Annotated in this window: 24 protein-coding genes, 1 tRNA gene and 1 pseudogene; 17 read left to right on the top strand and 9 right to left on the bottom strand. The window is 64.2% G+C overall.

All coding sequences use genetic code 11. The annotated features are described in order from the left end of the window. Positions 1 to 40: 40 nt before the first annotated feature. On the bottom strand, positions 41 to 403 hold the full coding sequence (locus ACFOJ9_RS37445; RefSeq protein ID WP_378986986.1) for a hypothetical protein: 363 nt from the start codon (positions 401 to 403) through the stop codon (positions 41 to 43). 113 nt (positions 404 to 516) lie between these two features. Continuing rightward, positions 517 to 1,434, bottom strand: a complete 918-nt coding sequence (locus ACFOJ9_RS37440; protein ID WP_378986983.1) for a class I SAM-dependent DNA methyltransferase — start codon at positions 1,432 to 1,434, stop codon at positions 517 to 519. Positions 1,435 to 1,540: 106 nt separating this feature from the next. On the opposite strand from ACFOJ9_RS37440, the gene ACFOJ9_RS37435 reads away from it, so the two are divergent. Both ACFOJ9_RS37435 and ACFOJ9_RS37430 read left to right on the top strand, forming a co-directional pair. Next, a complete protein-coding gene (locus tag ACFOJ9_RS37435) occupies positions 1,541 to 2,548 on the top strand; it encodes a ligase-associated DNA damage response exonuclease (protein ID WP_378986981.1) in 1,008 nt (335 codons plus the stop codon). 238 nt (positions 2,549 to 2,786) lie between these two features. Next, positions 2,787 to 4,388, top strand: a complete 1,602-nt coding sequence (locus ACFOJ9_RS37430; RefSeq protein WP_378986979.1) for a cisplatin damage response ATP-dependent DNA ligase — start codon at positions 2,787 to 2,789, stop codon at positions 4,386 to 4,388. A gap of 115 nt (positions 4,389 to 4,503) precedes the next feature. On the opposite strand, the gene ACFOJ9_RS37425 is transcribed toward ACFOJ9_RS37430, so the two are convergent. Together ACFOJ9_RS37425 and ACFOJ9_RS37420 are read right to left on the bottom strand one after the other, a co-directional pair. Then, positions 4,504 to 5,255 (bottom strand): IS5 family transposase gene (locus tag ACFOJ9_RS37425; RefSeq protein WP_378986977.1). Its coding sequence is split into 2 segments (ribosomal slippage): positions 4,504 to 4,925 and positions 4,925 to 5,255, totalling 753 coding nucleotides; the frame shifts between segments, so codons are not numbered across the junction. A 72-nt stretch (positions 5,256 to 5,327) separates the two neighbouring features. Further along, complete coding sequence (locus tag ACFOJ9_RS37420; RefSeq protein WP_378986975.1) at positions 5,328 to 6,488, bottom strand: hypothetical protein; 1,161 nt, start codon at positions 6,486 to 6,488, stop codon at positions 5,328 to 5,330. Positions 6,489 to 6,819: 331 nt separating this feature from the next. On the opposite strand from ACFOJ9_RS37420, the gene ACFOJ9_RS37415 reads away from it, so the two are divergent. The 7 genes from ACFOJ9_RS37415 (at position 6,820) to ACFOJ9_RS37385 (ending at position 9,786) form a co-directional block, all read left to right on the top strand. After that, a tRNA-Thr gene (locus tag ACFOJ9_RS37415) sits at positions 6,820 to 6,895 on the top strand. Positions 6,896 to 7,030: 135 nt separating this feature from the next. After that, a complete protein-coding gene (locus tag ACFOJ9_RS37410; RefSeq protein ID WP_378986973.1) occupies positions 7,031 to 7,219 on the top strand; it encodes a YodC family protein in 189 nt (62 codons plus the stop codon). A gap of 145 nt (positions 7,220 to 7,364) precedes the next feature. Beyond that, positions 7,365 to 7,787, top strand: coding sequence for an EF-hand domain-containing protein (locus ACFOJ9_RS37405; protein ID WP_378986971.1), 423 nt, complete (start codon positions 7,365 to 7,367; stop codon positions 7,785 to 7,787). A gap of 45 nt (positions 7,788 to 7,832) precedes the next feature. Beyond that, the gene (locus ACFOJ9_RS37400) at positions 7,833 to 8,375 is read left to right on the top strand and encodes an RNA polymerase sigma factor (protein ID WP_378986970.1); all 543 of its coding nucleotides are present in this window, start codon (positions 7,833 to 7,835) and stop codon (positions 8,373 to 8,375) included. A gap of 119 nt (positions 8,376 to 8,494) precedes the next feature. Further along, entirely contained in the window at positions 8,495 to 8,947 is a 453-nt protein-coding gene (locus ACFOJ9_RS37395; protein ID WP_378986968.1) for a hypothetical protein, read from the top strand. Further along, the gene (locus ACFOJ9_RS37390; protein ID WP_378986966.1) at positions 8,944 to 9,399 is read left to right on the top strand and encodes a periplasmic heavy metal sensor; all 456 of its coding nucleotides are present in this window, start codon (positions 8,944 to 8,946) and stop codon (positions 9,397 to 9,399) included. The genes ACFOJ9_RS37395 and ACFOJ9_RS37390 overlap by 4 nt, the downstream gene beginning before the upstream one ends. A 111-nt stretch (positions 9,400 to 9,510) precedes the next feature. Then, the gene (locus tag ACFOJ9_RS37385; protein WP_378986964.1) at positions 9,511 to 9,786 is read left to right on the top strand and encodes a GCG_CRPN prefix-to-repeats domain-containing protein; all 276 of its coding nucleotides are present in this window, start codon (positions 9,511 to 9,513) and stop codon (positions 9,784 to 9,786) included. A 126-nt stretch (positions 9,787 to 9,912) separates the two neighbouring features. On the opposite strand, the gene ACFOJ9_RS37380 is transcribed toward ACFOJ9_RS37385, so the two are convergent. The 5 genes from ACFOJ9_RS37380 to ACFOJ9_RS37360 all read right to left on the bottom strand — a co-directional run bounded on the left by ACFOJ9_RS37380 (position 9,913) and on the right by ACFOJ9_RS37360 (position 16,859). Next, positions 9,913 to 11,502 carry an indolepyruvate oxidoreductase subunit beta family protein gene (locus ACFOJ9_RS37380; protein WP_378986962.1) on the bottom strand — a complete coding sequence of 530 codons (1,590 nt, stop codon included), beginning with the start codon at positions 11,500 to 11,502 and terminating at the stop codon, positions 9,913 to 9,915. Next, positions 11,495 to 13,648, bottom strand: a complete 2,154-nt coding sequence (locus ACFOJ9_RS37375; protein WP_378986960.1) for a thiamine pyrophosphate-dependent enzyme — start codon at positions 13,646 to 13,648, stop codon at positions 11,495 to 11,497. The genes ACFOJ9_RS37380 and ACFOJ9_RS37375 overlap by 8 nt, the downstream gene beginning before the upstream one ends. Before the next feature lie 59 nt (positions 13,649 to 13,707). After that, complete coding sequence (locus tag ACFOJ9_RS37370; RefSeq protein WP_378986958.1) at positions 13,708 to 14,190, bottom strand: MarR family winged helix-turn-helix transcriptional regulator; 483 nt, start codon at positions 14,188 to 14,190, stop codon at positions 13,708 to 13,710. Next, complete coding sequence (locus tag ACFOJ9_RS37365; protein WP_378986956.1) at positions 14,190 to 15,761, bottom strand: phytoene desaturase family protein; 1,572 nt, start codon at positions 15,759 to 15,761, stop codon at positions 14,190 to 14,192. Before ACFOJ9_RS37365 ends, ACFOJ9_RS37370 begins: the two co-directional genes overlap by 1 nt. 306 nt (positions 15,762 to 16,067) lie before the next feature. Then, positions 16,068 to 16,859: a cyclase family protein gene (locus tag ACFOJ9_RS37360; protein ID WP_378986954.1), complete on the bottom strand. Its 792-nt coding sequence runs from the start codon at positions 16,857 to 16,859 to the stop codon at positions 16,068 to 16,070. Between the two features lie 119 nt (positions 16,860 to 16,978). Between ACFOJ9_RS37360 and ACFOJ9_RS37355 the strand changes: the two genes are divergently transcribed. The 8 genes and pseudogenes from ACFOJ9_RS37355 (at position 16,979) to ACFOJ9_RS37325 (ending at position 24,666) form a co-directional block, all read left to right on the top strand. After that, positions 16,979 to 18,553 carry a phytoene desaturase family protein gene (locus tag ACFOJ9_RS37355; RefSeq protein WP_378986952.1) on the top strand — a complete coding sequence of 525 codons (1,575 nt, stop codon included), beginning with the start codon at positions 16,979 to 16,981 and terminating at the stop codon, positions 18,551 to 18,553. A gap of 131 nt (positions 18,554 to 18,684) precedes the next feature. Continuing rightward, positions 18,685 to 20,211, top strand: a complete 1,527-nt coding sequence (locus tag ACFOJ9_RS37350) for an ABC transporter substrate-binding protein (RefSeq protein WP_378986950.1) — start codon at positions 18,685 to 18,687, stop codon at positions 20,209 to 20,211. A gap of 58 nt (positions 20,212 to 20,269) precedes the next feature. Then, positions 20,270 to 20,376 (top strand): annotated as a pseudogene (locus tag ACFOJ9_RS38875) (endonuclease domain-containing protein); the annotation flags it as partial. Positions 20,377 to 20,434: 58 nt separating this feature from the next. Next, positions 20,435 to 21,442 carry an ABC transporter permease gene (locus ACFOJ9_RS37345; RefSeq protein WP_378986948.1) on the top strand — a complete coding sequence of 336 codons (1,008 nt, stop codon included), beginning with the start codon at positions 20,435 to 20,437 and terminating at the stop codon, positions 21,440 to 21,442. Next, positions 21,435 to 22,280, top strand: coding sequence for an ABC transporter permease (locus ACFOJ9_RS37340; RefSeq protein WP_378986946.1), 846 nt, complete (start codon positions 21,435 to 21,437; stop codon positions 22,278 to 22,280). Before ACFOJ9_RS37345 ends, ACFOJ9_RS37340 begins: the two co-directional genes overlap by 8 nt. Then, a complete protein-coding gene (locus ACFOJ9_RS37335) occupies positions 22,277 to 23,158 on the top strand; it encodes an ABC transporter ATP-binding protein (protein WP_378986944.1) in 882 nt (293 codons plus the stop codon). Before ACFOJ9_RS37340 ends, ACFOJ9_RS37335 begins: the two co-directional genes overlap by 4 nt. Then, positions 23,151 to 23,987, top strand: a complete 837-nt coding sequence (locus ACFOJ9_RS37330; protein WP_378986942.1) for an ATP-binding cassette domain-containing protein — start codon at positions 23,151 to 23,153, stop codon at positions 23,985 to 23,987. Before ACFOJ9_RS37335 ends, ACFOJ9_RS37330 begins: the two co-directional genes overlap by 8 nt. Before the next feature lie 79 nt (positions 23,988 to 24,066). Next, entirely contained in the window at positions 24,067 to 24,666 is a 600-nt protein-coding gene (locus ACFOJ9_RS37325) for a VOC family protein (RefSeq protein ID WP_378986940.1), read from the top strand. Positions 24,667 to 24,732 lie beyond the last annotated feature (66 nt).

Genomic DNA, 24,732 nt, shown 5'->3' with positions numbered 1-24,732 from the left:
TTCCTTGGGAAAACCGTTTCACACTTTTCCTGGAATTGCTCTAACCAGGCAGAGCGAGCTTCTTCTGCTTGTCCGGCTGGCCGCATTCGCGGCGATCGATCGACCGGTTCATGGCATCGATCTCGCCGCTCGCCTTGTCGGTGTCGCGCTTGGCCTTGGAGCGCATGTCAGGCGTGAACGGGCCGAAGCCCATCGCCGGATTGGAGAAGGTCGGCTTGGCCTTCGTCGGCAGGTTGTATTGCTGCGCCATCCCGTTGCGCTGCGCCAGCAACTGGTCGCACGGCACGCTGTCATACTGCAGGGAGGACTGGATGTTGGCGTCCTGCCGTTCCGACATCGAGCTACCGCCGACGCAGCCGGCGGTCAGCAGGCAAGATGCCAAGACAATCATGTTCCAGCGCATCGACTATGCTCCTCCTGATATCCCGCCCTGATGCGACCAGATCGCAAATATCAGTCGCGCATGCAAATCGGACTTTTTCGCAGCATGTCTGTGAGGCCGGCGAGCGCGCAGCTTCAACTCGCCGGCAGCTTGCTTGCCACAACGACCAGCCCGTTGACGGGTTCCCGCCGGTCCTGCCGGATCACGGTTGTTTCCAGCGACAGGACCGAGAATCCGTTGGCAGCCAGGACGTCACCCACATAGTGTTGCGCGTGCGCATAGCGGCGCGATGGCTGCAAGACAAAATCGCCGTTGCCGGCCAGCCTCTCGACAGAAAAGGCGAACAGGCCATCCTTGGCCAGCAAGCCCGCAATCGTCTTCACAACGCCACCCAGCGCGCCGACATAAATGAAGACGTCGGCCACCGTCACCAGATCGGCTTTCGGACCAGCATAGGAAAAATCCCGCAGATCGGCCTTATCAAGGAAATCATACACGCCCTTGGCGCGCGCCTGCTTCAGCATCCTGGCCGAGATGTCATACCCCTCCAGCCGGTCGGCGATCGGCCGCAGCCTCTGCCCCATCAGGCCGGTGCCGCAGCCGAGATCCAGCGCCAGCGGGAAGCGGCCCGGCCTTGCCGTTCGAATGGCCTGGTCAAGCAACTCAGGCAGCCGGTAGCCCAGTCTGTCGACCAGCGATTCATCGAAGCTCTCGGCATAGTGGTCGAACAGTGTCTCGACGAAGGCACTGGGGAGCGCATCGACCGCCGGCGCCTTGCCGATCAATTGCAGGTTCAGTGCAGCGCCTTGATGATCCGATGGATCGAGTTGCAGCGACATCGTCCAGGCCTGCGCGGCCAGATCCGCCGCGCCCGCCGCCTGCTGCATCTCTCCGAGGCGAAACCAGCCCATCGCCCATTGCGGCGTCATTTCCAGCGCACCGAGCAGCAATTCCGCAGCTGCCGCATGATCGCCATCCGCATGCAGCATCTCGGCATAATCGGCACGGCGATCGGCGTTCAAGTCGCCGGACGAGGCCTGAAGCGGTTTCATGGCGATGGGTCCTGCCGGCGGATCGAGCCGGCGGTGCTGTATGCGGGAGTCAGCAGTCACTTACAACAGGCTTCCCGCAGCGGAATTATATCCTATCTTGGGGATCATGCGCGCCAGCGACCTGCTTCACCCCCGGCCCGAGGGCCTCTATTGCCCGCCGAGCGATTTCTTCATCGACCCGGTGCGGCCGGTCAACCGGGCGCTGATCACGCATGGCCATTCCGATCACGCGCGTTCCGGCCACCGCTCGGTGCTGGCGACGCAGCAGACGCTCGACATCATGGGCCTGCGCTATGGCGAGCATTTTGCCGACACGACGCAGGCGGCACGGCTGGGCGAGACGATTGCCCTCAACGGCGTCAACGTCAGCTTCCATCCGGCCGGCCATGTGCTGGGCTCGGCGCAGATATCAGTCGAGCATCAGGGCACGCGCATCGTCGCTTCCGGCGACTACAAGCGGCAGAGGGACGCGACCTGCGCGCCATTCGAGCCGATCCAGTGCGATGTGTTCATCACCGAAGCGACCTTCGGCTTGCCGGTGTTTCGCCATCCACCCGACGCGCAAGAGATCGCCCGCCTGCTGAAATCGGCGGCGCAGTTCCCCGAGCGCTCGCATCTGGTCGGCGCTTATGCGTTGGGGAAGGCGCAGCGGGTGATGCGGCTGTTGCGAGACGCCGGCTACGACCGGCCGCTCTACATCCATGGCGCACTGGCCAAACTCAGCGAGTACTACCAGAGTCAGGGCATCGACTTGGGCACCCTCGAACCGGCAACGGTGGAAGGCGGCGGCCAAGATTTCGCGGGCGCCATCGTCGTCGGCCCGCCGTCGGTCTTCGCCGACCGCTGGGCGCGGCGCTTTCCCGATCCGATCTCGTGCTTCGCGTCGGGCTGGATGCGCATTCGCCAGCGCGCCAAGCAAGGCGGTGTCGAACTGCCGCTGATCATCTCGGACCATGCCGACTGGGACGAATTGACCGCCACCATCAAGGAGACCGGAGCCGAGGAGATCTGGGTGACGCATGGCCGCGAGGAGGCGCTGGTGCGCTGGTGCGAACTCGAAGGCATTGCAGCACGACCGCTGCATCTGGTTGGCTACGAGGACGAGGGCGATTGAGCGTGTCCAGAACAATAGTTGATGCAGCGCCCTACGGCGCCCCCCTCTGGCCTACCGGCCATCTCCCCCTCCAGGGGGGAGATTGGCTGCTTCGACGCTGCGCTCATTCTCGCGACGTTGGAGATTGGCGAAAGCAGTGGAGACATCCAATCTCCCCCCTTGAGGGGGAGATGTCCGGCAGGACAGAGGGGGGCGCGACAGAACGCGGCGCTCGCCCGTTGGCGAGACTTACCTCACCATGAACCGCTTCGCCGAACTTCTCGACCGCCTGGTGCTGACGCCGTCGCGCAACGGCAAGCTGACCTTGCTGACCGACTATTTCCGCACTGTGGAGGACCCCGATCGCGGGCTGGCGCTGGCTGCCATCACCGGTGACCTCAACATAGCTGCGGTCAAGCCGGCAATGCTGCGCACGCTGGTCACCGAGCGCATGGATCCGGTGCTGTTCGGCTATTCCTACGACTATGTCGGCGATTTGGCCGAGACGGTGTCGCTGGTCTGGCCGCAAACGCCGGGAAACATCCCGAACCGCGAGCCGACACTTGGCGAGGTTGTGGCCAAACTGCAGGCGGCAAGCCGCTCCGACGGGCCGAAGGTGCTGGCAGGGCTGCTCGACAGCGCCGGCATCTCGGCGCGCTTTGCCATCATCAAGCTGGTCACCGGCGGGCTGCGCATCGGCGTGTCGGCGCGGCTGGCCAAACAGGCGTTGGCGGATTTCGGCAAGGTCGAAATCGCCGAGATCGAGGAACTCTGGCACGGGCTGTCGCCGCCCTACACGACACTGTTCGCGTGGTTGGAAGGCATGGCTGAAAAGCCCAGGAATACAGCGTTGGCGTTGTTTCGCCCGGTGATGCTGTCGAACCCGGTCGGTGAGGGCGATCTCGAAAAGCTCGATCCGGCCGATTATGCCGCCGAATGGAAATGGGACGGCATCCGCGTCCAGGCAGTGGCCGAAGGCGGCATCCGCCGGCTCTATTCGCGCACCGGTGACGATGTTTCCGGCGCCTTTCCCGACCTCGCCGATGCCATGCATTTTTCCGCGACGCTGGACGGCGAGTTGCTGGTCGGCGATCCCCAGGAGGCAACGGGAACGTTCTCGGATCTGCAGCAGCGGCTGAACCGCAAGACGGTGACACTGAGGATGCAGCAGCAGTATCCGGCCTTCATGCGCTGCTACGATCTGCTGCAGATCGGCGACGAGGATTTGCGCGCGCTGTCGTTTCGCGAGCGGCGCGGCCGCCTCGAAAGCTTCGCCGGGACGCTCGACCCGAGCCGTTTCGATCTGTCACCATTCGTCGAATTCACGGACTGGCAGGCGCTGGAGGGACTGCGGCGGGCACCGCTGCATCCAATCATCGAAGGTGTGATGCTGAAGCGCTGGGACTCACCCTATGTCGCCGGCCGGCCGAAAGGCCCCTGGTTCAAGTGGAAGCGCGATCCGCATACGGTGGACGCGGTGCTGATGTATGCGCAGCGCGGCCATGGCAAGCGCTCCAGCTTCTATTCGGACTATACGTTCGGCGTCTGGTCCGGCGCGCAAGGCGCGGAGGAACTGGTGCCGGTCGGCAAGGCCTATTTCGGCTTCACCGACGAGGAGCTGAAGCAGATCGACAAATATGTCCGCGACAACACGGTCGAGCGTTTCGGCCCGGTGCGCTCGGTGCGGGCCGACCGCGACAACGGCCTGGTGCTGGAAGTCGCCTTCGAAGGGCTCAATCGCTCGACCCGGCACAAATCCGGCGTCGCCATGCGCTTTCCCCGCATTTCACGGCTGCGCTGGGACAAGCCGGCCAACGAGGCCGACCGCATCGAGACGCTGCAGGCGCTGCTCGACCGCTAGAGCAATTCACCGTTTCACGGAAACGGCGAAGCGCTCTAGCTCTTTGTTTTGACGCAACTCCGGACGGAAAACCGTTTCACACTTTTCCTGGAATTGCTCTAAGGCTTGTTGAGATTCAGCGTGAGTTTATGACGGCGGCTGCGAGATTGATGAAGGCAGCGAAGCTCTGATCGGTTTTATCGGCTCGCATGGCGATACGCTTGAATTCCTTGAGTTTGCAGAAGAAGTTCTCGATCAGGTGGCGCCATTTGTAGAGTTCCTTGTCGAGTGGCAGGGGAAAAGTACGACGTGAGTGCTGTGAGATAACGATCCTGGCGCCGCGCTCATTCAGGTCGGCAATGATGCTGTTGCTGTCGAACGCTTTGTCGGCAATCAAGCCACCAAAACAGACGCCATCGATGAGCGGTGCGACGCCCACCGTATCGAACCGCTGGCCGGGCAAAAGAACAAAGCGCACAGGATTGCCAAGCGCATCAGTGAGCGCCAGAATTTTGGTGGTCATGCCGCCCTTGGAGCGGCCTATGGCCTGGCTTTGAGTCCCCCTTTTGCGCCCTGTCCATGGCGGTGGACCTTGACGATGGTAGCATCAACCATGGCGTACTCCATGTCCGGCTGGTCCGAACAAGCCTCGAAAAGCCGAATGAAAACATCGGCTTTGACCCAATCGCGGTAGCGTTTGAAAACGGTGTTCCAGCTCCCGAAGAAGGCTGGAAGGTCGCGCCACGGACTTCCTGTCCGCACGATCCAAAGCAAGGCTTCGATGAAGCGGCGATTGTCACCCCCACTTCGTCCGGGATCGGTTGGTTTGCCCAGGCAATGCGGTTCCATCTTCGCCCATTGGGCGTCCGTCAGCACAAATCGTTCCATCCAAAGCTTGAATCACAATCCAAGCTCAGGGGGAATCCTGAATCTCAACAAGCCTTAGACCGCCCCGCGCGCTTACGGCTCGACCGAAACGCGGATCTCGTAGATGTCGGCGGCCTTGCCCTGCTTGTCGAAGTCGGAATTGACGGCGATCGTGCCGGCCGAGCCCGGACGCTTGTCGGGAAACTGCACGTCGAACAGATATTCGTTCTGCTGCTGGCCGACCGCGTAGCGCTTGCGGCCGCAGTCGCCGAGTTCGCCGAAATTGCAGTCGACGGAAATCTGCGTCTCCTTGCCTTCTTCGGAGCGGGCGATGATGTCGAACACGGCATGTTTGCCGGCGAGCTTCTCAAGAACGCCTTGTCCAACGTCGAAGCTGATCGCCGAACCGGACGCGCCGGAACGGATGCGCAGGAACGACCCGGTATCGTCCTTCATCACCTCGGCCTTGGCGTCCGACGGCGCGCTGACATGCGACGCATCGGTCGGCGAAAACACGTTGATCCAGTCGCGCGCCTGGTCCGCGGCACCGGGCTTTGCCGGGCCGCCATCGGCCGGTGCGAAATCGTCGTCGTCGACGGTCGGCGGCGCTTGCGGCGGGGCGGTGTCGAGTTGCGCCGGCGTCTTGAACACGCCCGTCTGCACGGCGAAAAACAGGCCGATGCCGACGGCGGCAAGCAGCGTCACGGTCAGGAAGATGGCGGTCAGCGGCAGACGACGCCCCCTTATGCGCCGTTCATCGCGATCGGGCGCCACTTCCGTCGCCGCGCCGGCCGAGGCCGGAACCGACATGTCGATGGACGGAGCGTCGGGAAGGGTAGCGTCCGGCATGATGTCGGGAACGACGGGCAGCACGCGCGAGCGCGGCGCATCTGAGCCAGAGCGCGGCGCATCGGCGGCGGATTGCACAGGCCCATCAACGACGACAGCGGGGGACGCTGCTTGTTGGCCGGTCTCGACCGCAGGGGCGAAGTCCGCGCCAAGCTCAACCGCCGGTGCATCGCCTTGCGGGCCGACATCCGGCACCGCCGGCAGGAACTCGGATTCGATTTCGGTGATTTTCGCCTGGATCGCCTTGCGGCGCTTGATGGCGACTTCCACGGTCACGCTTGGATTGGCCTGGAGCGCGCGATCAAGCGCGGCAAAAGCCGCGCGATAGACCCTTTCGCGGAACGCGCGGTCCTCGGCGTTGCCTTTCTCCAAGGCGTTCCGGATCGCTTTTTCGATCGCGTCCAAGCGGGTCCCTCTGCACGTTTGCCAACCTTGCGGTGATCGTTAGCCGCAGGCGGCCAATCAATCAACGGGCGAGCGGCGCATTCTGCCTTGGAGAGGTGTCCAAAGTCCATGCCGGCGCTGTTCCGGCAACGAAATCAGCATGCTTCATCGATTTTCACGCGCAGGAAGGTGCTAGCCGCGCGGAGCATGACTTGGCAACCGGTTGGCAAACAACGCCGCGGCCAGCTTTCGACAGCGGCATGACGCCGTCGCATGAATTGCCAAGTCCCATCTTGAATTCGCGGCCGGTTGCGTCTATCACCCCCGCATCCTGGAGGTCTTGGCCTCCCGGGCCGCTTTAGCTCAGTTGGTAGAGCACCGCATTCGTAATGCGGGGGTCAGGTGTTCGAGTCACCTAAGCGGCACCACTTCTCTTCCATTTGTGCCGTTCACCTGCCGCGCCGCCGCTGGTGCAAAGGATTGCGACGCCGGCGAAGCACATCTGCCATTGTCGAGACCCCGGTTTGATGTGAAACTCGTGGCCTCAGCATGGGAGGTCAAAAATGCCCAACAATTTCAAGACCGGAGACGTCGTCAAGCTGAAATCCGGAGGCCCCAGGATGACGATCAGCGATGGCGCGGCCTCGGGCATGTATATGTGCCACTGGTTCAATCGCGAGGGCGAGGTGTGGACCCCGCAGCATGCCGGGTTTAAGCCTGAACAACTGGTTGCGGCCGACCAATCAGAGTAGCGATCCGGCCAACGCGGCTTCGGTTGCCGCGATGCGAGCGGATCAGCACGCGCGACCGACGGATTTTCGGGGTCACCGCGTTTAACGGTTGAAGCGTGATGGCGGCACAGGCCGTCTGCAACGCGCCAACCCCGAGACGCACAGCATGATCAGCCGTTCGATTTCAGTCGTTGCCTTGAGTTTGCAGGCCGTTGCGGCTCTCGCCCAGACAACGACACCGCCCCCTGCACCGTCGACCGCCGCACCAAGCGCCTCGGGGGTCAAATCCGACATCACGCTCGCCAAATTCCAGAAGCGGCGCGAGAAGGCGATCATGGCGGCCGACACGGACGGCGACGGCAAGATCGGCCTGCTGGAGTGGGAGGCCTTTCAGGCGAAGCGCAACGTCAAGGGCGACCTTGCCAAATCCTTTGCGCGCCTCGATTCCAACCATGACGGCTTCATCGACCGCGCCGAACTCGATGCCTTCTTCGCCAAGCGCTTTGCCCGGCTGGACAAGAATGCCGACGGCATTCTGACGGACGACGAACTGCCGGGTCACAAAACCGCTCCCAAGCCGGAGCAATGACCAAGAGGCAATGACGCGCGATGAACATCGGGAGTGCGCCGACTGATGGCTGCGGATCCGGACGAGGAGCTGGTTCGCCGTGTCGGCGCCGGCGATCCGGCAGCCGTGCAGGCCCTGGTCGCGCGCAAGCTGCCGCGCATCTTGGCGCTTGCCGTGCGCATGCTTGGCGATACGGCGGAGGCCGAGGATGTCGCGCAGGAAACCTTTGTCCGGATCTGGCGTCATGCCGCGGGCTGGCGGCGCGGCAATGCGCGCTTCGACAGCTGGGTCCACCGGGTGACGCTGAACCTGTGCTACGATCGGCTGCGCCGGCGCCGCGAATGGGTGACCGACGAGGTGCCGGACGTGGTCGACCCCGCCGCCCATCCCGACGCTTATCCGCAGGAGGACGCACTTCGGATCGAACAGGCGCTGCAACGCATCGCGCCGCGCCAGCGCGAAGCAATCGTTTTGGTCTACTATCAGGAGATGTCCAACATCGAGGCGGCGGCGACCTTGCAGATCAGCGTCGATGCCCTGGAGAGCCTGCTTGCGCGCGGACGGCGGTCGCTGCAGACGATCCTGGCCAGGGAGGGCGTCGATGAGTGAGCACCGGGCCGGCACCAATGCGCAACGGCCCTCGCGCCCTCCAGGCGCCACCTGGCGTTCGGTTCCTGTCAACCCTGTGCCGTGCGGGCATGCGGCACCTATGCGCAAGGGGACGACACATGGCTGAAGGCTCCAGGAACGAACCGGCAATGGATGCCAAGCGCTTTGCCGCCCTGGCGGCGGCCTATGGCGGTGACTTGCGGCGATGGCCCGAGGCTGAACGGAGGGCCGGCACGACCTTTGCAGCAAGCGAAGCGGGCGAGGCCATTTTGAGGCAGGCCGGGACGCTGGACACCCTGCTCGACAGCTACCGCGTCGACGTCCCCGGCAAAGCCCTGCACGCCAGCATTCTGCAGGCCGCCGGCCGGCACCTCGTCCAGCGCCAGCGTCAGCGATTCTGGTGGCTGGGGCTGGGACTTGCCGGCATTGGTTTGGCCGGCGCCGTGGCGGGGTTGGCCCTGGTCACCATCGTCACGCCCGAGGTCCAGCCGGACCACACTGTGCTGGATGCCAATGTGACGGCGTTTGGCGATGCCGGCCCCGCTGCCGAGAACGGTGAGGAAAGCCTATGAGCGCGCGCTGGGTTCGTGGTCTGGTCATCGCTTCCGTGGTGCTGAACGTCTTTCTTGCCGGCGCATTTGTCGGTGGTGCGGTCTGGTTGAGAAATGCCAAAACAGGTGTCTCGCTGGAATCGGCCGGCCGACAGCTTCCCGATCAGGATCGCAAGGCGTTCCGCGAGGCGCTGCGCCAGGTTCGCGTGCAGTCCCGTCAGATCATTCTCGATGGCCAGCAGGCCAGGCAGCAGGCAGCGGACCTGCTGCAACAGCCTGTCATGGACAAGGCCGCTGTGTCGGCGGCCCTGGAGCGGGCACGCAACGCCGACGTGACGGTGCGCACCCGGCTTGAACAGGCCATTGTCGACTTCGCGGCGAGCACATCACCCGAAAACCGGAGCGTGCTGGCACAGGCATTGCTGCGCCATATGGAACGCCGCGCCGCCGTTGCACCAAATAAATCACCATGACGACCGACGGAAAATGCCGGAGACGCCGTTTAACGAAGAGAAGGGACAAGCCTGCCCTGTGCACCATGCGGGACGGCCATCTTCATCATCGAAAGCACTCGGAGTCCAATTATGAGCCGCCTGAAAAACTATGCAGCAGCCGCTATCCTGGCCATCGGTGGAACTGTCGTGACAGCCTCCGCGTCCAGCGCAATGCCCATCGTGTCCGTTGCCCAGCCGGCCGCCCCGGCACTGGTCGAGCATGTCCGCTGGGGTTGCGGCATCGGCTGGCACCCGAACCGCTGGGGACGCTGCGTGCCGAACGGCGTCGTCATCGTGCGCCCGCGCTACCACTACTGGCACGCTCCGGTCTATGGCTGGCACCCGCACCATCACTGGCGCCGCTAGCACCATTACTGATCAAAGCGTCGCGAGGCCAGATGCGTGGCCCCGCGTCAGCGCTGGCGCGCACCGGGCAATCCTGCCGGCCAGCCCGGAGTTAAGGTTAGCGCCACTCCAATCCGTGGACGCCCCCTAGATACCTCTGTCGATTGGGTCCGGCCCCAGCGTCGCGACGGTCTTCAGCGCGCCATCGAGCATGTCGCCCTTTTCGTCCTTCAGCGCCATCTCGCGCAGGCGGCGGATCCAGTCGGCGGCGTCGGCTCGGCCGTTGACCAGATCGAGCGCCGACAGCACGCGGTCGAATTTGGACTGGGCGCGGACGTGGGTGTCGCTGTAGCCCTTGATCAGGCGGCGGCAATTGAGGATCTCGACAGCCAGTGCGTAATCCTGGGGCACATGGTCGAGTGCCAGCGCGTACCAGCGATCGAGATGCGCGACCTCGACCTTGTGGCGCAGCAGGCTGCGGCGCCAGCGGCGCAGGCCGCCGATGAACCAAAGGGCTGCAAAGCCGGCAAAGCTGTCGGTGCGGATGCGGCGGCCATGGTTGATGCGGCGATCGAGAAAGGCGGCGAGCTTCGGCCGGCTTTCGATGTAGCTGCCCAGTCCCGCCGGCAGCGTGCCGCAGAATTCCTCGATGCGCGGATGGAAATATTCGGTGACCTGAAGGATCGAGCCGTCCTTGACGCCGACTTCGCGGCGCACGCGTTTGTCGCGCGTGGAGCGTGTCTTGAGATCGGCAACGCGGATCATGTCGTCGTAGCATAGCGCGTTGGCCAGATGCTTTGCCGCGGCGATGGACAAGCCATAGCCGCGGTCCGGCCCGTCCAGCGCGAGCGCCTTGTCCAGCCGGTCGAGATACTCGCGCCCATAGGCGATATCCTGATAGTCGACGACCTTTCGCAGGCCCCTGAGCCCCATGTCGCGGACTGCCACGGGCAACAGATCGATGCGGGCAGCCAAGGCCTGCCAGCCTTGCAGCAGGTTTTGCGGGCCACTCACCTGTCCGGCGCCCAGGGCAGATTCGACAATCGCGGGCTCGGCGGGCTTCGGCGCCGGCGCTGCCGTGCCGCGCGCGCGATCAAACGCAGCGCCGAAGGCAGCGAGGCTGGCCTTGACGCCGCGGCCGCCGGCACTGATCGCCTGTTCGTAGCTCTCGCGAGAGAACGGCAGCGCGTCGGATTCGGCCAGCGCGCCGAGCAGGCTGGCCGAGATCATCGAGCCATTGTCGGCAGCGATCTTTTCCATGTCGAAGGCGATGAAGCGCTTCGATGCAGCTTCCGCCGTCGCATGCACTTTGGACGATGAGGCCCGGCCGTCGCCCGGCTCGATTTTTTCCGACACAGCAGCGATTCGGTGCGAGGAGGCGATCAACGTGGTGCGCTCGGGCGTGACGAAGCCACGGATGATGGCGCGGCCGGCTTCCATCAGTTCCGCCGCGATCAGGATATCGACGTCGCCTTGCGACGGCGACAGCGCAAAGACCGGTAGCCGGCCGGTGTCGCGGGCCATCTCGACATAGTAGATGGTGGCGCCGGTACGCTGCGCGACGCCTGCGACCGAGGTCGATTGCGCGACAAAGCCGTTGCGCTCGGCGACGTCGGTGATCCAGTCGGCCAGCACGCCGCCGCCCTGGCCGCCGACCGCCAGCACGGCAAGCTTGATGACGCGCTCGTCACCTTCGGCCCCGGCTCTCGGGCGAAATGGCGGAACAGCGTCAAGCATCGGCGAAGGTCAGCCGCCGGCTTTCGCGGCGGCGCTGCAACAGGCCGATGGTGGCGCGGCGCGCGGCTTCCAGGAAGCGGTCCCAGCGGCTTGGATTGTGCACGACGTCGGCGCGATAGAAGGACGGGCACAGCACCGCCGCATCGGCGACCTCGCCGCAATTGCCGCAGCCGACGCAGCTCTGGTCGATGTGCGCCACCGGATCGTCGCGCAGCGGATCGTCGAGCGACTTCACCGACAGCGATGGACAGCCCGACAGCCGCATGCAGGCGTGGTCGCCGGTGCAGATGTCCTCGTCGACGCCGAACTTCGGTTTTACCACACGCTCGCCGCCCTTGATCGCCTTGTCGACCAGCGGCTTTTCGCGACGCTGCCGGTTGAGCATACATTCGGATGAGGCGACGATGACCTTCGGCCCCTTTTCTTCCGTCGTCAGCGCTTCGCGCAGCGTGTCCTGCATCTTGGTCACGTCATAGGTGCGGTCGACATGGCGCAGCCATTTGACGCCCATGCCTTTCACCGCCTCGGTGATTGGATGCTTGGTCGACTTCGTCTTGTTGCCGGCGCGCGACGACAGGATGTCCTGTCCGCCGGTCGCGGCCGAATAGAAATTGTCGACGATGACGATGACGCCATCGTTCTTGTTGAACACCGCATTGCCGATCGAGGAGGTCAGGCCGTTGTGCCAGAAGCCGCCATCGCCGACGAAGGAGATGGAGCGGCGCTTGGCGTCGGGCGAATTGAAGGCCGACGCGGAAGCCGGCCCCAGGCCGTAACCCATGGTGGTGGCGCCTAGTTCGAAAGGCGGCATGATCGAGAACAGATGGCAGCCGATGTCGGAGGCGATGTGGTGCTTGCCAAGTTCCTGCTCGACCAGTTTTGTCGCGGCAAAGATCGGCCGTTCCGGGCAGCCGATGCAGAAGCCCGGCGGACGGCCCGGCACGACGTTGATCAGGTCGGCGGCATCCACGCCGTCGCCGACCTTGTTGGGGGCACGCACCTCGCCCGGCAGCAGATGCGGCGCCTCGGCGCGCAGGAAGGCACCGATGCCGTCGAGCATGACCTGGCCGGTGTATTCGCCGGCCATCGGCAGATGCTCCTTGCCGACCAGCCTGGTGCCGCGCCCGGCCTTGTGCAGCATCGAGGCGAAGGCCTGTTCGATGAAGTTGGGCTGGCCCTCTTCGACCACGAGCACCGCCTGCTTGCCTTCGCAGAAGGACAGGAATTCGTCGTCGATCAGTGGATAGACGGCGTTGAGCACATAGAGCGGCACGTCGGTGTCGCCATAAATGTCGGCGAGGCCGAGCCGCTGCAGCGCGCGGATGACCGAATTGTACATGCCGCCCTGCATGACGATGCCAACCGAACCATGATCCGACCCGAAGAACTCGTTGATCTTGTTCTTGCGGATGAAATCGACCGCCGCCGGCCAACGTTTCTGCACCTTTTCCTTCTCATGCAGGAAGGAGGCAGGCGGCAGCACGATGCGGCCAGTGTCTCGGCGCGGTGCGTCAAGCGCATCGGCGACCGTCATAGGCGGCCGCTTGTTGTCCTTGGCGATGAAATGGCCGTGGACGTGGCAGCAGCGGATGCGGACCTGCAGCATGACCGGCGTGTTGGAAATCTCCGACAGTTCGAAACCGTCCTCCACCGCCTTGACGATCGACGGCAGGTTGGGGCGCGGGTCGAGCAGCCAGACCTGGCTTTTCATGGCGAACGCATGGCTGCGCTCCTGCATGATCGAGGAGCCCTCGCCATAGTCCTCACCGACGATGATCAGCGCGCCGCCAGTGACGCCGCCGGAGGCGAGATTGGCCAACGCATCGGAGGCGACATTGGTGCCGACGGTCGACTTGAAGGTCGCGGCGCCGCGGATGGGGTAATGCACCGAGGCGGCAAGCATGGCGGTGGCGGTGGCTTCGGAAGCGCTGGCCTCGAAATGCACGCCGAGCTCGCCCAGAATGTCCTGCGCGTCGGCCAGCACGTCCATCAGATGGCTGATCGGCGCGCCCTGATAGCCGCCGACATAGCCGACGCCGCATTGCAGCAGCGCCTTGGTGATGGCGAGGATGCCTTCGCCGGCAAATTCCTCGCCGGCGCCGAGCCGGAGTTTTTCGACTTCCTTGGCAAAAGACCGTTCGGCCATTTTCTCAATCCTTCCGTTACCGCCGGCCCATTATCGCCTGGCATTGGCGGCGCGTAGGTCTAGATGTCGTGCTTGCGAATGTTCTTCAGCATCTTCTGCAGCGTCGCGATCAGTGCTGCGTATTCGGCGTCGTCGACATCGTCGAACATCGCCTCGAACGCGTCATGCATGGCCGGCCAGGCGCGCGCGAACTCGGCGCGGCCGTCGTCGGTCAGGAACACATGGCGGATGCGGCTGTCGGTGACGCCCTGCTCGCGCCGCACCAGGCCCTGGCCCTCCAGTGAGTCGAGCGTGCGGCTCAAGGTCGATTGCTCGATGACGGTATAGACCGAGAGGTCGTTGACGGTGATGCCGTCGGTGACCGACAGCACGGCCAGCGTGCGCACCTGCGGAATGGTCAGGCCCTGCTTGCGGAAATCGTCGCGCAAGGTGGCGTTGTAGCGGCCCATGATGCGGTTCATCAGATAGGGCGCGAATTGCTGCAGGCCGATCTGCCCCAAGGTCGAAATGCGCTGGCGCTTCTCCGCAACCTTCTGCTCCATCACAGCCTCCCCGCCAGGAGAAAGCCGGAGCCACCGCCAAGGCCGGCACCCGGATGGGTCGAGGCACCGATATGGTAGAGGTTCTTGATGCCGGTCTGGTGGTTTCGGCTGATCTTGAACGGCCGCCACAGGAAGGACTGGTCGATGGTCGAGGAACCGCCATAGGGATCGCCACCGACCAGATTGATGTTCATCGCTTCGAGATCGGCCGGCGAATAGGCGTGCCGCGCGATGACGCTGTCCTTGAAGCCATCGATGTGGCTGGCGAGGATGGCTTCTGCACGGTCGGCATAGGCTTCCCGCAAAGCGTCGGTCCATTGCCCATCTGCCGGTACATGCAGCTTGCCGGCGGTGTCACCCTTGATGTGGCGAGGGGCCTCGGGCAGCTGCAGCCACAGGATCGCCTTGCCCGCCGGACAGCGCGACGGATCGAGCTCATGCGGCTGGCCGACGCAGATGGTCGGCACTTCCGGCAGCATGCCGCGCGCCGCCTCGTTGCAGGCTTTTGAGACGCCGTCGAGCCCGGGCGTCAGGTGCAGCAGTGCGACCTTGTCCAGGCCTTCGCCGCGCCAGGCCGGCGGCTTGCTAAGCGCATAATGGATCTGGAAATTGCCTTTGCCGTAGCGGTATTTCCGCGTTGCCTCGACATCGGCTCTGGAAGCGTCAGACCCAAGCAGCCGATCATAGAGCTGCGTCGGGGTGACCGAGCAGATGACGCTCTTGTTGGCCGCGATCGTTTCGCCCGAGGCCAGCCGCACGCCAGTCGCGCGGCCACCGCTCTGGACGATTGAATCGACATCGGCGCCGGTGCGGATCTCGCCGCCGCGTTCCCTGATCAGGGCCTCGAATGCGGCCAGCAGGTTCTTTGCGCCGCCCTTGACGATCGGTGCCCCGGCGGCCTCCAGCGCGAAGGCGATGACTTTGGCGATCTGGCCGGAGAATGCGTCTTCCGGACCAAGCCCGGCATGCAGCACCCAGGGCGCCCACAGCGCACGGATGGTTTCGGACTGGTAGGTGCTTTCCAGCCAGCCGCGCGCCGGCACCAGTGCCTCGCCGAGGAAGGCGGCAAGGCCGCGCGGGCCACGCCGCCAGCCATCGCCGGCCAGCAGCTTCGCCGTCGGATAGGACCACAGGCTGCCGCCGAGCAGACCGAACAGCAGGCCGGCATTGCGCTCGATGCCGCCGACATCATCCGCGTGCTTGTCACCATCGCCGGCTGCGATCGCGTTGAGGGCGGTGACGTTGGCGGCACGGTCGGTGCTGAGCACGGCGTGGCTGCCGTCCGGCCGCAGCACGCCGGTCGGCGTGCCGGTGTGGCAGAATTCCAGCCCGTGCCGCGCGAGGTCGGCGCCCAGCGCGGCAAAAGCCGGCGAGGTGATAAACAGCACGAAGGTCGTCGCCATCACGTCATGGATAAAGCCGGGCGCGGTGATCTCCTCGGTGCGCATGCAACCGCCAATGCGGTCGTTGCGCTCGAGGACGAGCACACCCGCCCCTTTGCCGCCGAGCATCGCCGCGCAGACCAGCGCGTTGATGCCGCTGCCGACGATGATGTGATCGGGGGCGGTCATTGGGGGTTGCTCCCGGACTGCGGGCAGTGGAGTTCAATCGCGTGGAATTGCGCTCTACGGCGCCCCCCTCTGTCCTGCCGGACATCTCCCCCTCTTGGGGGGAGATTGGCAGCTTCGGCGCTCTGCTCATTCCTGCGACTTTGGAGATTGGCTAGGATGGCAATGAAAGCCGATCTCCCCCCTTGAGGGGGAGATGTCCGGCAGGACAGAGGGGGGCGCCGTAGAGCGCCACCGCTGCACGGTTGCCACTTCATCAATCCAGTTTCGCCTTCGCGCATGATCTTCTCCCGAAGACCCAACCTCGCCCTATTGCTTCGAAACCAGCGCCAGCGCGCGGATCGGGCTGCCGGTGCCGTGTTCGATCTTGAGCGGCGCCGCAATCAGGATGGCGCCCTTCGGCGGCAGCTGGTCGAGATTGCAAAGGCTGGCAAGACCGTAGCGGTTGGCCTTGTGCATCAGCGTGTGCGCCGGGAATGGCGGCTCCATGCCGCCGGCTTTGCCGGCATCCGTGCCGATCGTCTCGCTGCCCCAGCCCTTGATGTCCTTGCTGATCAGGAACTGGATCGCTTCGGCCGTCGGGCCGGGCGTGTGCGGGCCGGTTTCGTTGGCATTTAGGAACTCGGCTTCCGAGCCGTTGCGCTTGTACCAGTCGGTGCGCATCACCACCCACTCGCCGGCATTGATGGCGCCATGCTTGGCTTCCCATGCCTTGATGTGGTCGACGGTGAGCAGGAAGTCGTGGTCGGCGGCGGCTTCCTTCGAACAGTCGATGACATTGACCGGGCCGACGAAGTTCTGGGTCGGAATGGTGTCGGTGGCGCCGTCGGCATAGTCCTTGCCGGAAATCCAGTGCTGCGGCGCGTCGAAATGCGTGCCCGAATGCTCGCCGAGCTTCAGCCAGTTCCAGGCCCACCAGGGACCGTTCTTGTCATAGCGGGAGATCGAGTGGATCTCGACCTTCGGCGTGTCGACTGCAAGCTCCGGCGGCAGCTTGATCAGCGGCGTGTCGGGTCCGAGCGGCGCCGACAGGTCGACCACCTTGATGGCGCCTGAAAGAAGCTGGCCGGCGACTTCGCCGAGGAGTTTTTGGGTGTCCATGGTCTCTGTTCCCTCTTTCGTGATGATGATCAAGGCTCGTCTCGGCCCTTAATATCCTACTAGACGAAAACATATGCATCTGCAATTATCTTTAAGCATAAAGGAAATGGGAACGGGGCGTGAGCGAGTTCGACGCCATCTTTGTCGGGGCGGGCCACAACAGTCTGGCATGCGCCGCGCATCTGGCGCTCAAAGGCTGGAAAACCGGGATTTTCGAGCGCAGCGCAACAATCGGCGGCGCCGTCCAGACGCGCGAATTCACCCTTCCCGGCTTCCGCCACGATTTCGGCGCGATGAATCTGAGCCTGTTCGCCGGCTCGGCCTTCCACCGGAAATATGCAAATGAATTGAAAGCACAGGGGCTGGAATTCGCGCCCGTCGCCGATTGTTTCGCCAGCGCCTTTCCGGACGGCCGCTGGTTCGGCGTCAGCAATGATCTGGAAAAGACCGCCACGCTCATGGCCGCCTTCTCCGCCACTGACGCCGCCACATGGCGCAAACTGGTCGCCGCCTTCCCGGCGGAGGCCGAGCATCTGTTCCGGCTGCTGGGATCGCCGATGAGCGGCCGCGCGCTTGCCGGCACGGCATGGAACCTGTGGCGCAAGAAGGGTATTGCCGGCGCGCTCGAGACCGGTCGGCTGCTGCTGTCCTCACCCCGCGCCTGGCTGGAGGAGAATTTCGAGTCGCCTCATATCAGGGCAACGCTCGCCACCTGGGGCATGCATCTCGACTTCGCCCCCGATATCGCCGGCGGTGCTGTGTTCCCCTATCTGGAATCGATGGCCAACCAGAGTTTCGGCATGGTGCTGGGCAAGGGCGGCGCCGACACCATCATCCGGGCGTTGTCGGGCATGGTGACGTCTGCCGGCGGCAAGATCGTCACCGGCGCCGACGTGGCCGAGATCACGATCTCCGCCGGCAAGGCGACCGGCGTGCGGCTGGCTTCCGGCGAGACGCATACCGCCACCAAGGCGGTTATTGCCGGCGTCGCGCCCAAGGCGCTGACCGGCAAATTGCTGCCCAATGGTTCGGGCGACGCCGGCTTCGACGCGGCGATGCAACAATTCCGCCACGCGCCGGGCACGATGATGATCCATCTGGCGCTCGACGATTTGCCGGACTGGCGCGCCGGGCCTGAGCTTCGGCAGTTCGCCTATGTGCATCTGTCGCCGTCGCTCGACGCCATGTCGCGCACCTATCAGCAGGCGATGGCGGGTATGCTGCCGGACGAGCCGGTGCTGGTCGTCGGCCAGCCGACAGCGATCGACCCGTCGCGTGCGCCTGCAGGCAAGCATGTGCTGTGGGTGCAGGTGCGCATGCTGCCCGCCGAAATCACAGGCGATGCGGCCGGCAAGATCGCGCCGGCGCATTGGGATCGGGTCAAGGACAACTATGCCGATCGTGTCCTCGACATCATCGAAACCTATGCGCCCGGCCTGCGAAAGAAGATCCTCGGCCGGGCTGTGTTCTCGCCCATCGATCTTGAGCGCGAGAACCCGAACCTCGTCGGCGGCGACCAGGTCTGCGGCAGCCATCATCTGGCGCAGAACTTTTTGTTCCGGCCGGCGCGCGGATACGCCGGCTGGAACACGCCGGTGGCGCATCTGCATCTCACGGGTGCCGCAACGTGGCCGGGCGCCGGCACCGGTGCAGCTTCCGGATACATGCTCGCACAACAGCTTGGCGTGAGGTAGAGCCGAAAACGCATTTGGGGTGAAGGAAGGGCAAGGCGCGGTTGCCCAACTGGCATGAACAGGAGCCTGAACCCACTGATCAGACAATGACGCCGCGCGCGGAAAACAGAAAACCAACAAGGGGAACGACCATGACAATCAACAGACGCGAATTGCTTGGATACAGTGCCGCGGCACTTGGAGTGGCGGCCGTCGGCCTGCCGCAGATCGCCAAGGCGGCGGGCGAACTGACCATCGCCTACAACGTCAACCTGCCTTCCTGGGATCCGACGACCGGGCCTTCGGCCGTCAACCCGACGATCCAGGGGCTCTACCAGTCGGTGTTCGACCAGTTCATCCCGCAAAAGCCCGACCTGTCGTTTGCGCCCGGCCTGCTCACTGAATGGGGCTGGAATGACGACCGCACGAAAATCAATATGACGGTGCGCGAAGGCGTGACCTGGCATGACGGCTCGCCTTTCACCGCTGAGGACGTCGTCTGGTCGCTGCAGCGGGCGGGTGACGAAAAGACCGGCAACCCGATCCAGTTCGTCTGGAAAAACGTCAACAACTTCAAGATCGACGGCAACAAGATCACGGGCGACGTCGTGCAGTTCGACCCGGTCTATTTCAAATGGATGTCGTTCCTGACCGGCTACATCATGCCGAAGGCCTACTACGAAAAAGTCGGCGCCGAAGGCTTTGAGAAGGCGCCGATCGGCACCGGCCCATACATGGTCGAAAAATTCGAGCGCAACGCCTTCCTGCGGCTGAAGGCCAATCCTAATTACTGGGGTGGCAAGCCGGCCTTCGAGAATGTGACGATCAAGTTCGTCGCCGACGCGGCGAGCCGCGTCGCCGAGATCGAGTCCGGTTCCTCGCAGGTGACGCTCGAAATCCCCTATGAGGAATATGACCGCCTGATCGCCAAGGATGGGCTTGCCGGCTCGTGCAAGAACGTTTCCGACATCGGCATGATCTTCTTCAACGACATCGAGGCGATGCTGGACAAGAACGTCCGCCAGGCAGCGGTCATGTCGATCGACAAGAAACTGCTGGTCGACCGCCTGCTGCGCGGCTACGGCCAGCCGATCGACACGCTGGAGACGCCGGAATACGAGGCCTATGATGCGTCGATCAAGGTCGAGCACAATCCGGAAAAGGCCAAGGAACTGCTCGCCGCCTCCGGCTATTCGCCGGAAAAGCCGGTCAAGTTCACCATCCAGACGACCAAGGGCTTCAAGCCCAAGGACTATGAGATGATCCAGGCGATCGTCGGCATGTGGCGCAAGGTCGGCATCGAGGCGACGATCGAGGTCTACGAGATCGCCAAGCACTACGAGCTGCGCGCCGCTGACAAGCTTGCGCCGGCCGCCTTCTACAACTGGGGCAACGCCATCGGCGACCCGACCACCTCGACCGGCTTTGCCATGTATGGCCCGAGCCCGCATTCGGTGTGGGACAGCCAGGACCTGATCGACATGATCAACCCGCTGTGGGGCGAAAAGGACGAGGCCAAGCGCATCGCCGGCTGGAAGGCGGTCGACAAATACATCGCCGAGCAGGCCTATGTGCTGCCGCTGATGCAGTATGCGCAGCCGATCGTGCATGCCAAGAGCGTCAACGTGGTGCAGCATGTGTCCGGCGCGCTGCTGCCGGCGCTGATGACCCCGGCCTGAGACAGGCGAGAAAGGCGCGCCGTCGCAAAGACGGCGTGCCTTCTCCCAACTTGCGCAGGCCCCCTCATCCGGCCCTTCGGGCCACCTTCTCCCCGCTGGGGAGAAGAGACAGGCACCGGCGCTGGCGACTTCTTCTCCCCTCGGGGAGAAGGTGGCCGCGAAGCGGCCGGATGAGGGGGTTTTCGTTCCATCAGTCACTGAAACGCATTAGGCCCAAACCAGAATGCTCCTGCAACGATTCCTGATCCGTCTTGCGACGATGCTGATCACGCTGTTCGGCGTGGCCGTTGTCGTCTTTGTCGTGATCCGCGTCGCGCCCGGCGATCCGATCGCCATGATGCTGCCGCCCGGCGCGACGGATGCCGACATCGACCGGCTGCGCGCGCTCTATGGGCTCGACAAGACTATCGTGCAGCAATTCTTCATCTGGCTGTCCGGCGTGGCCAGGGGCGATTTCGGCACTTCGATCTCGCTCAGGCAGGATGTTCTTGGTCTCGTCTTCAACCGGCTGCCGGCGACGCTGGAGCTTGCCATCGTCGCGCTTTTGATGGCGGTGACGATCGGCGGCACGACGGCGGTCATCGGCGCGCGCGAGCGCGGCACGGCGGTCGAGGCCGGCATCGACATCGCCAGCGGTGCGGCGCTTTCCATTCCCGACTTCCTGTGGGGCCTGGTGCTGATCTTGTTGTTCGGCGTGCTGGTGCCGATCTTCGACATTTCCGGCCGGGTGTCGCCGCAGCTCGACCTGCCCTTCGTCACCCAGTTCTATCTGTTCGAGAGCTTGCTTCGGCTGCGCCTCGACCTCACCTGGGATCTCCTGAAGCACATGCTGATGCCGGCCGTGGCGCTGGCGCTGCCGCTCGCCGCAATCATCTCGCAGCTGTTGAAACAGTCGCTGAAGGAAGTGCTCGACCTCGACTATGTCGTGCTGGCGCGGGTCAAGGGTTTCTCCGAAACGCAGGTCATCCTGCGCGAGGCGCTGAAGAACGCAGCCCTGCCGACGCTGACGCTGGTCGGCGTGCAGTTCACTTTCCTCATCGGCGGCACAGTCATCGTCGAGCGGCTGTTCTCCTATGAGGGCCTCGGCAATATGGCGATCGATGCCGTCATCAACCGCGACCTGCCGCTGATACAGGGCATCGTGCTGGTCTTCGCGCTGCTGTTCGTGCTGATCAACCTCACCGTCGACATGATGTACGCCCTGCTCAATCCGAGGCTGCGCCATGGATGAGGGACGTGCTCGAAAGCGAGGTGTGTCGCCACGCTTGTGGCTTGCCGGCGGCTGGCTGCTGCTGGCGCTTCTGGCCGCGATCTTCGCGCCGCTGGTGGCGCCGCAGGATCCGCTGGCGCAGGATCTGATGCTGGAGCGGCTGCCGCCGTTCTGGATGAATGGTGAGCCCGGCTACTGGCTCGGCACCGACAGCCTCGGCCGCGATCTGTTGTCGCGGCTGATCTTCGGCGGCCGCATCGCCTTCATCGTCGCCTTCGCCGCAGCGTCAGCGGCGTGCCTGGTCGGCTCGACGCTGGGGCTGATCGCAGGTTACTTCGGCGGCTGGGCCGACCGCATCATATCGCGCATCGTCGATGTCTGGATGGCGTTTCCGCCGGTGCTGTTCGCCATCCTTCTGGTTGCCGTGCTCGGCACCGGCTTGAGCTCCGTCATCCTCGCCATCGCTATCATCGACTGGACGCGCTTCTGCCGGGTGATCCGCGCCGAGACGATGGGCCAGTCGCGCATGGACTATGTCGAGAATGCCCGCATCGCCGGCTATGGCCGCATCGGCATCATGCTGCGCGAGGTGCTGCCTAATGTGGTGCCGTCGATCGTCGCTCTGCTGTCCCTGGAAATGGGCATCGCCGTCATCGTCGAAGCGATCCTCTCCTTCGTCAATCTGTCGATCTCGACCGATGACCCGACCTGGGGCGGCATCATCGCCGAGGGCCGGCTGTCGATCCATCAGGCCTGGTGGGTGCTGGTGTTTCCGCTGGTCACGCTGATCCTCACAGTGCTGTCGTTCAGCCAATTCGGCGAGGCGCTGAAGACGCGCTTCGACCCGGTGCTGCGATGAGCGCGGTCTGCCTCGACATCAGGGATCTGAGCGCCGTGCTGCCGAACGGCCAGCGCGTGCTGCGCTCGGTGTCGCTTGCGGTTCAGCCCGGCGAGGTCCGCGCCTTGGTCGGCGAGAGCGGCGCCGGCAAGACGATGATCGGCAAGGCGGTGCTCGGCGTGCTGCCGTCGAGCGTGCGCATAGTCGAAGGCGACATGCTGCTTGAAGGTGAAGACCTCGGCAAGCTTCAGCCAAAGGCACGCCGCACGCTGATCGGCGCGCGCACGGCGCTGATCCCGCAGGATCCGTTGACCGCGCTCAACCCATCGCGCCGCATCGGTTCGCAGATGACCGACCGGCTGGTGCGCATCCTCGGCTGGAGTGGCGAAAAGGCCGATACCCGCATTCGCCAGTTGCTCGACGAGGTACAGATCCGCGACCCCGACCGCGTGCTGAAAAGCTATCCGCACGAGCTCTCCGGCGGCATGCGACAGCGCGTGCTGATCGCCGCCGCCTTCGCCGCCGAGCCACGGCTGATCGTGGCCGACGAGCCGACCACGGCGCTCGACGTCACCGTTCAGAAGCAGATCCTGCGGCTGATCGTGCAATTGCAGCGCGAGCACAGCACGGCGATCCTGTTCGTCACCCATGATCTCGGCGTCGTCGCCAAGATCAGCCAGAAGGTGTCGGTGCTCTATGCCGGCAAGGTGGTGGAGGAGGCTGACACGGCTGCTCTCTTCGCCGCCCCGCAGCACCCCTACACGCGCGCGCTGATGGCGGCGACGCCACGCTACACCGATCCTTTCGCCTCGCTAAAGCCAGTGGACGACGCGGTACTCGCCGGGCTTGCCGCCGAGATCGCGTCTGCCGACCAGGCCTGGAGGCGCCCGCATGGCTGAGCCGCTGTTTTCCGTCCGTGGGCTGAAGGTCGCGCTGCCCGACATGACGCGCAAGCCGCTGATCGGCCGCGCGCCGCTGGCCGAGATCCTGAAAGGCCTGGATTTCGATCTTCCCAGTGGCTCGGTGACCGGCATCGTCGGCGAATCCGGATCGGGCAAGTCGACGCTCGGCCGCGCTTTGGTGCGCCTCTTGGAGCCCAGTGCCGGCAGCATCAGCTTCGACGGCCGCGACATCACCCATCTGCCGGAGGCAGAGCTGCGGCCGCTTCGCCGCAATCTGCAGATGATCTTCCAGGATCCGATGTCGTCGCTCAACCCGCGCCGCACCATTGCCAGCATCATCGCCGCGCCGCTCAAGCAGAATGGCCTCGGCGATAGGCTCAAGGATCGCGTCGCCGAAGCGCTGCAGCGCGTCGGCCTGCCACAGAGCTTTGCCAGCCGCTACCGCCACGAACTGTCTGGCGGCCAGCGCCAGCGTGTCGGCATTGCGCGTGCGCTGGCGCTGTCGCCGAAATTCGTGCTGGCCGATGAGATCGTCTCCGGCCTCGACGTGTCGACGCAAGCGCAGATCCTCACCCTGCTGGAGAAGCTTGCGGCGGAGATGGGCCTGACCGTCGCTTTCATCAGCCACGATTTGTCTGTCATACGGCGGCTGTGCCGGCAAGTGATCGTCATGCGCGAAGGCGTGATCGTCGAGGCGAGCGCCACCGACGCCTTGTTCGACAATCCACGGCAGGCCTACACGCGCGACCTGATCGCAGCCATTCCGCTGCCCGAGATCGACCCGGGCTGGCTGGACATCCCTGCCGTCGCCAAGGCGCCAACATGACTGCATCCGCACGCCGAAAAGCGGGCCTCGGACGTGCGACCGGCAAAGACCCAAGTCCCGCCAATGGAGGAGGACTGACATGAAGAGGATACCTCGAAACGTAACGCTCGCCGCTGCTGTTCTCAGCAGCGCCGGCATTGCAACCGCCAGCTCGATCCCGGGCATGCGCGGCCACGATCACACCGGCATCACGGTTCCCGACATGAAGCAGGCCGTCGACTTCTTCACCGAAGTGGTCGGCTGCAAGAAGGCGATGTCGTTCGGCCCATTCGCCGACGACAAGGGCACCTTCATGCAGGATCTTCTGGGCGTCGATCCCAAGGCAGTCATCGAGCAGGTCACCATGGTGCGTTGCGGCTATGGATCGAACATCGAGCTGTTCAAATACACCGCGCCCGACCAGAAGGACCTGACGCCGAAGAACAGCGACATTGGCGGCTTCCATATCGCCTTCTATGTCGACGATGTCGCCGCCGCCAAAGCCTATCTGGACGGCAAGGGCGTCAAGACAAGGATGGGACCATTGCCGGTCAACGAAGGGCCCGCCGCCGGCCAGACCATCCTCTACTTCCAGGCGCCCTGGGGGCTGCAATTGGAAGCGATCAGCTATCCCTCGGGGATGGCCTACGAGAAGGGCGCCGAGACCGTTTTATGGAGCCCGAAGAACCCGGAAAAGTGATGCGAATGCGTGCTTGCGGATGTTCCGCAAGCACGCCACACAGGTGCGACGTTGAATCATTTCGAT

The sequence above is a fragment of the Mesorhizobium cantuariense genome (genome assembly GCF_042647205.1).
Taxonomy (GTDB): Bacteria; Pseudomonadota; Alphaproteobacteria; order Rhizobiales; family Rhizobiaceae; genus Mesorhizobium; species Mesorhizobium cantuariense.
Note: the sequence above shows the minus strand (reverse complement) of the source record. Positions and strands in the feature narration are given on the sequence as shown.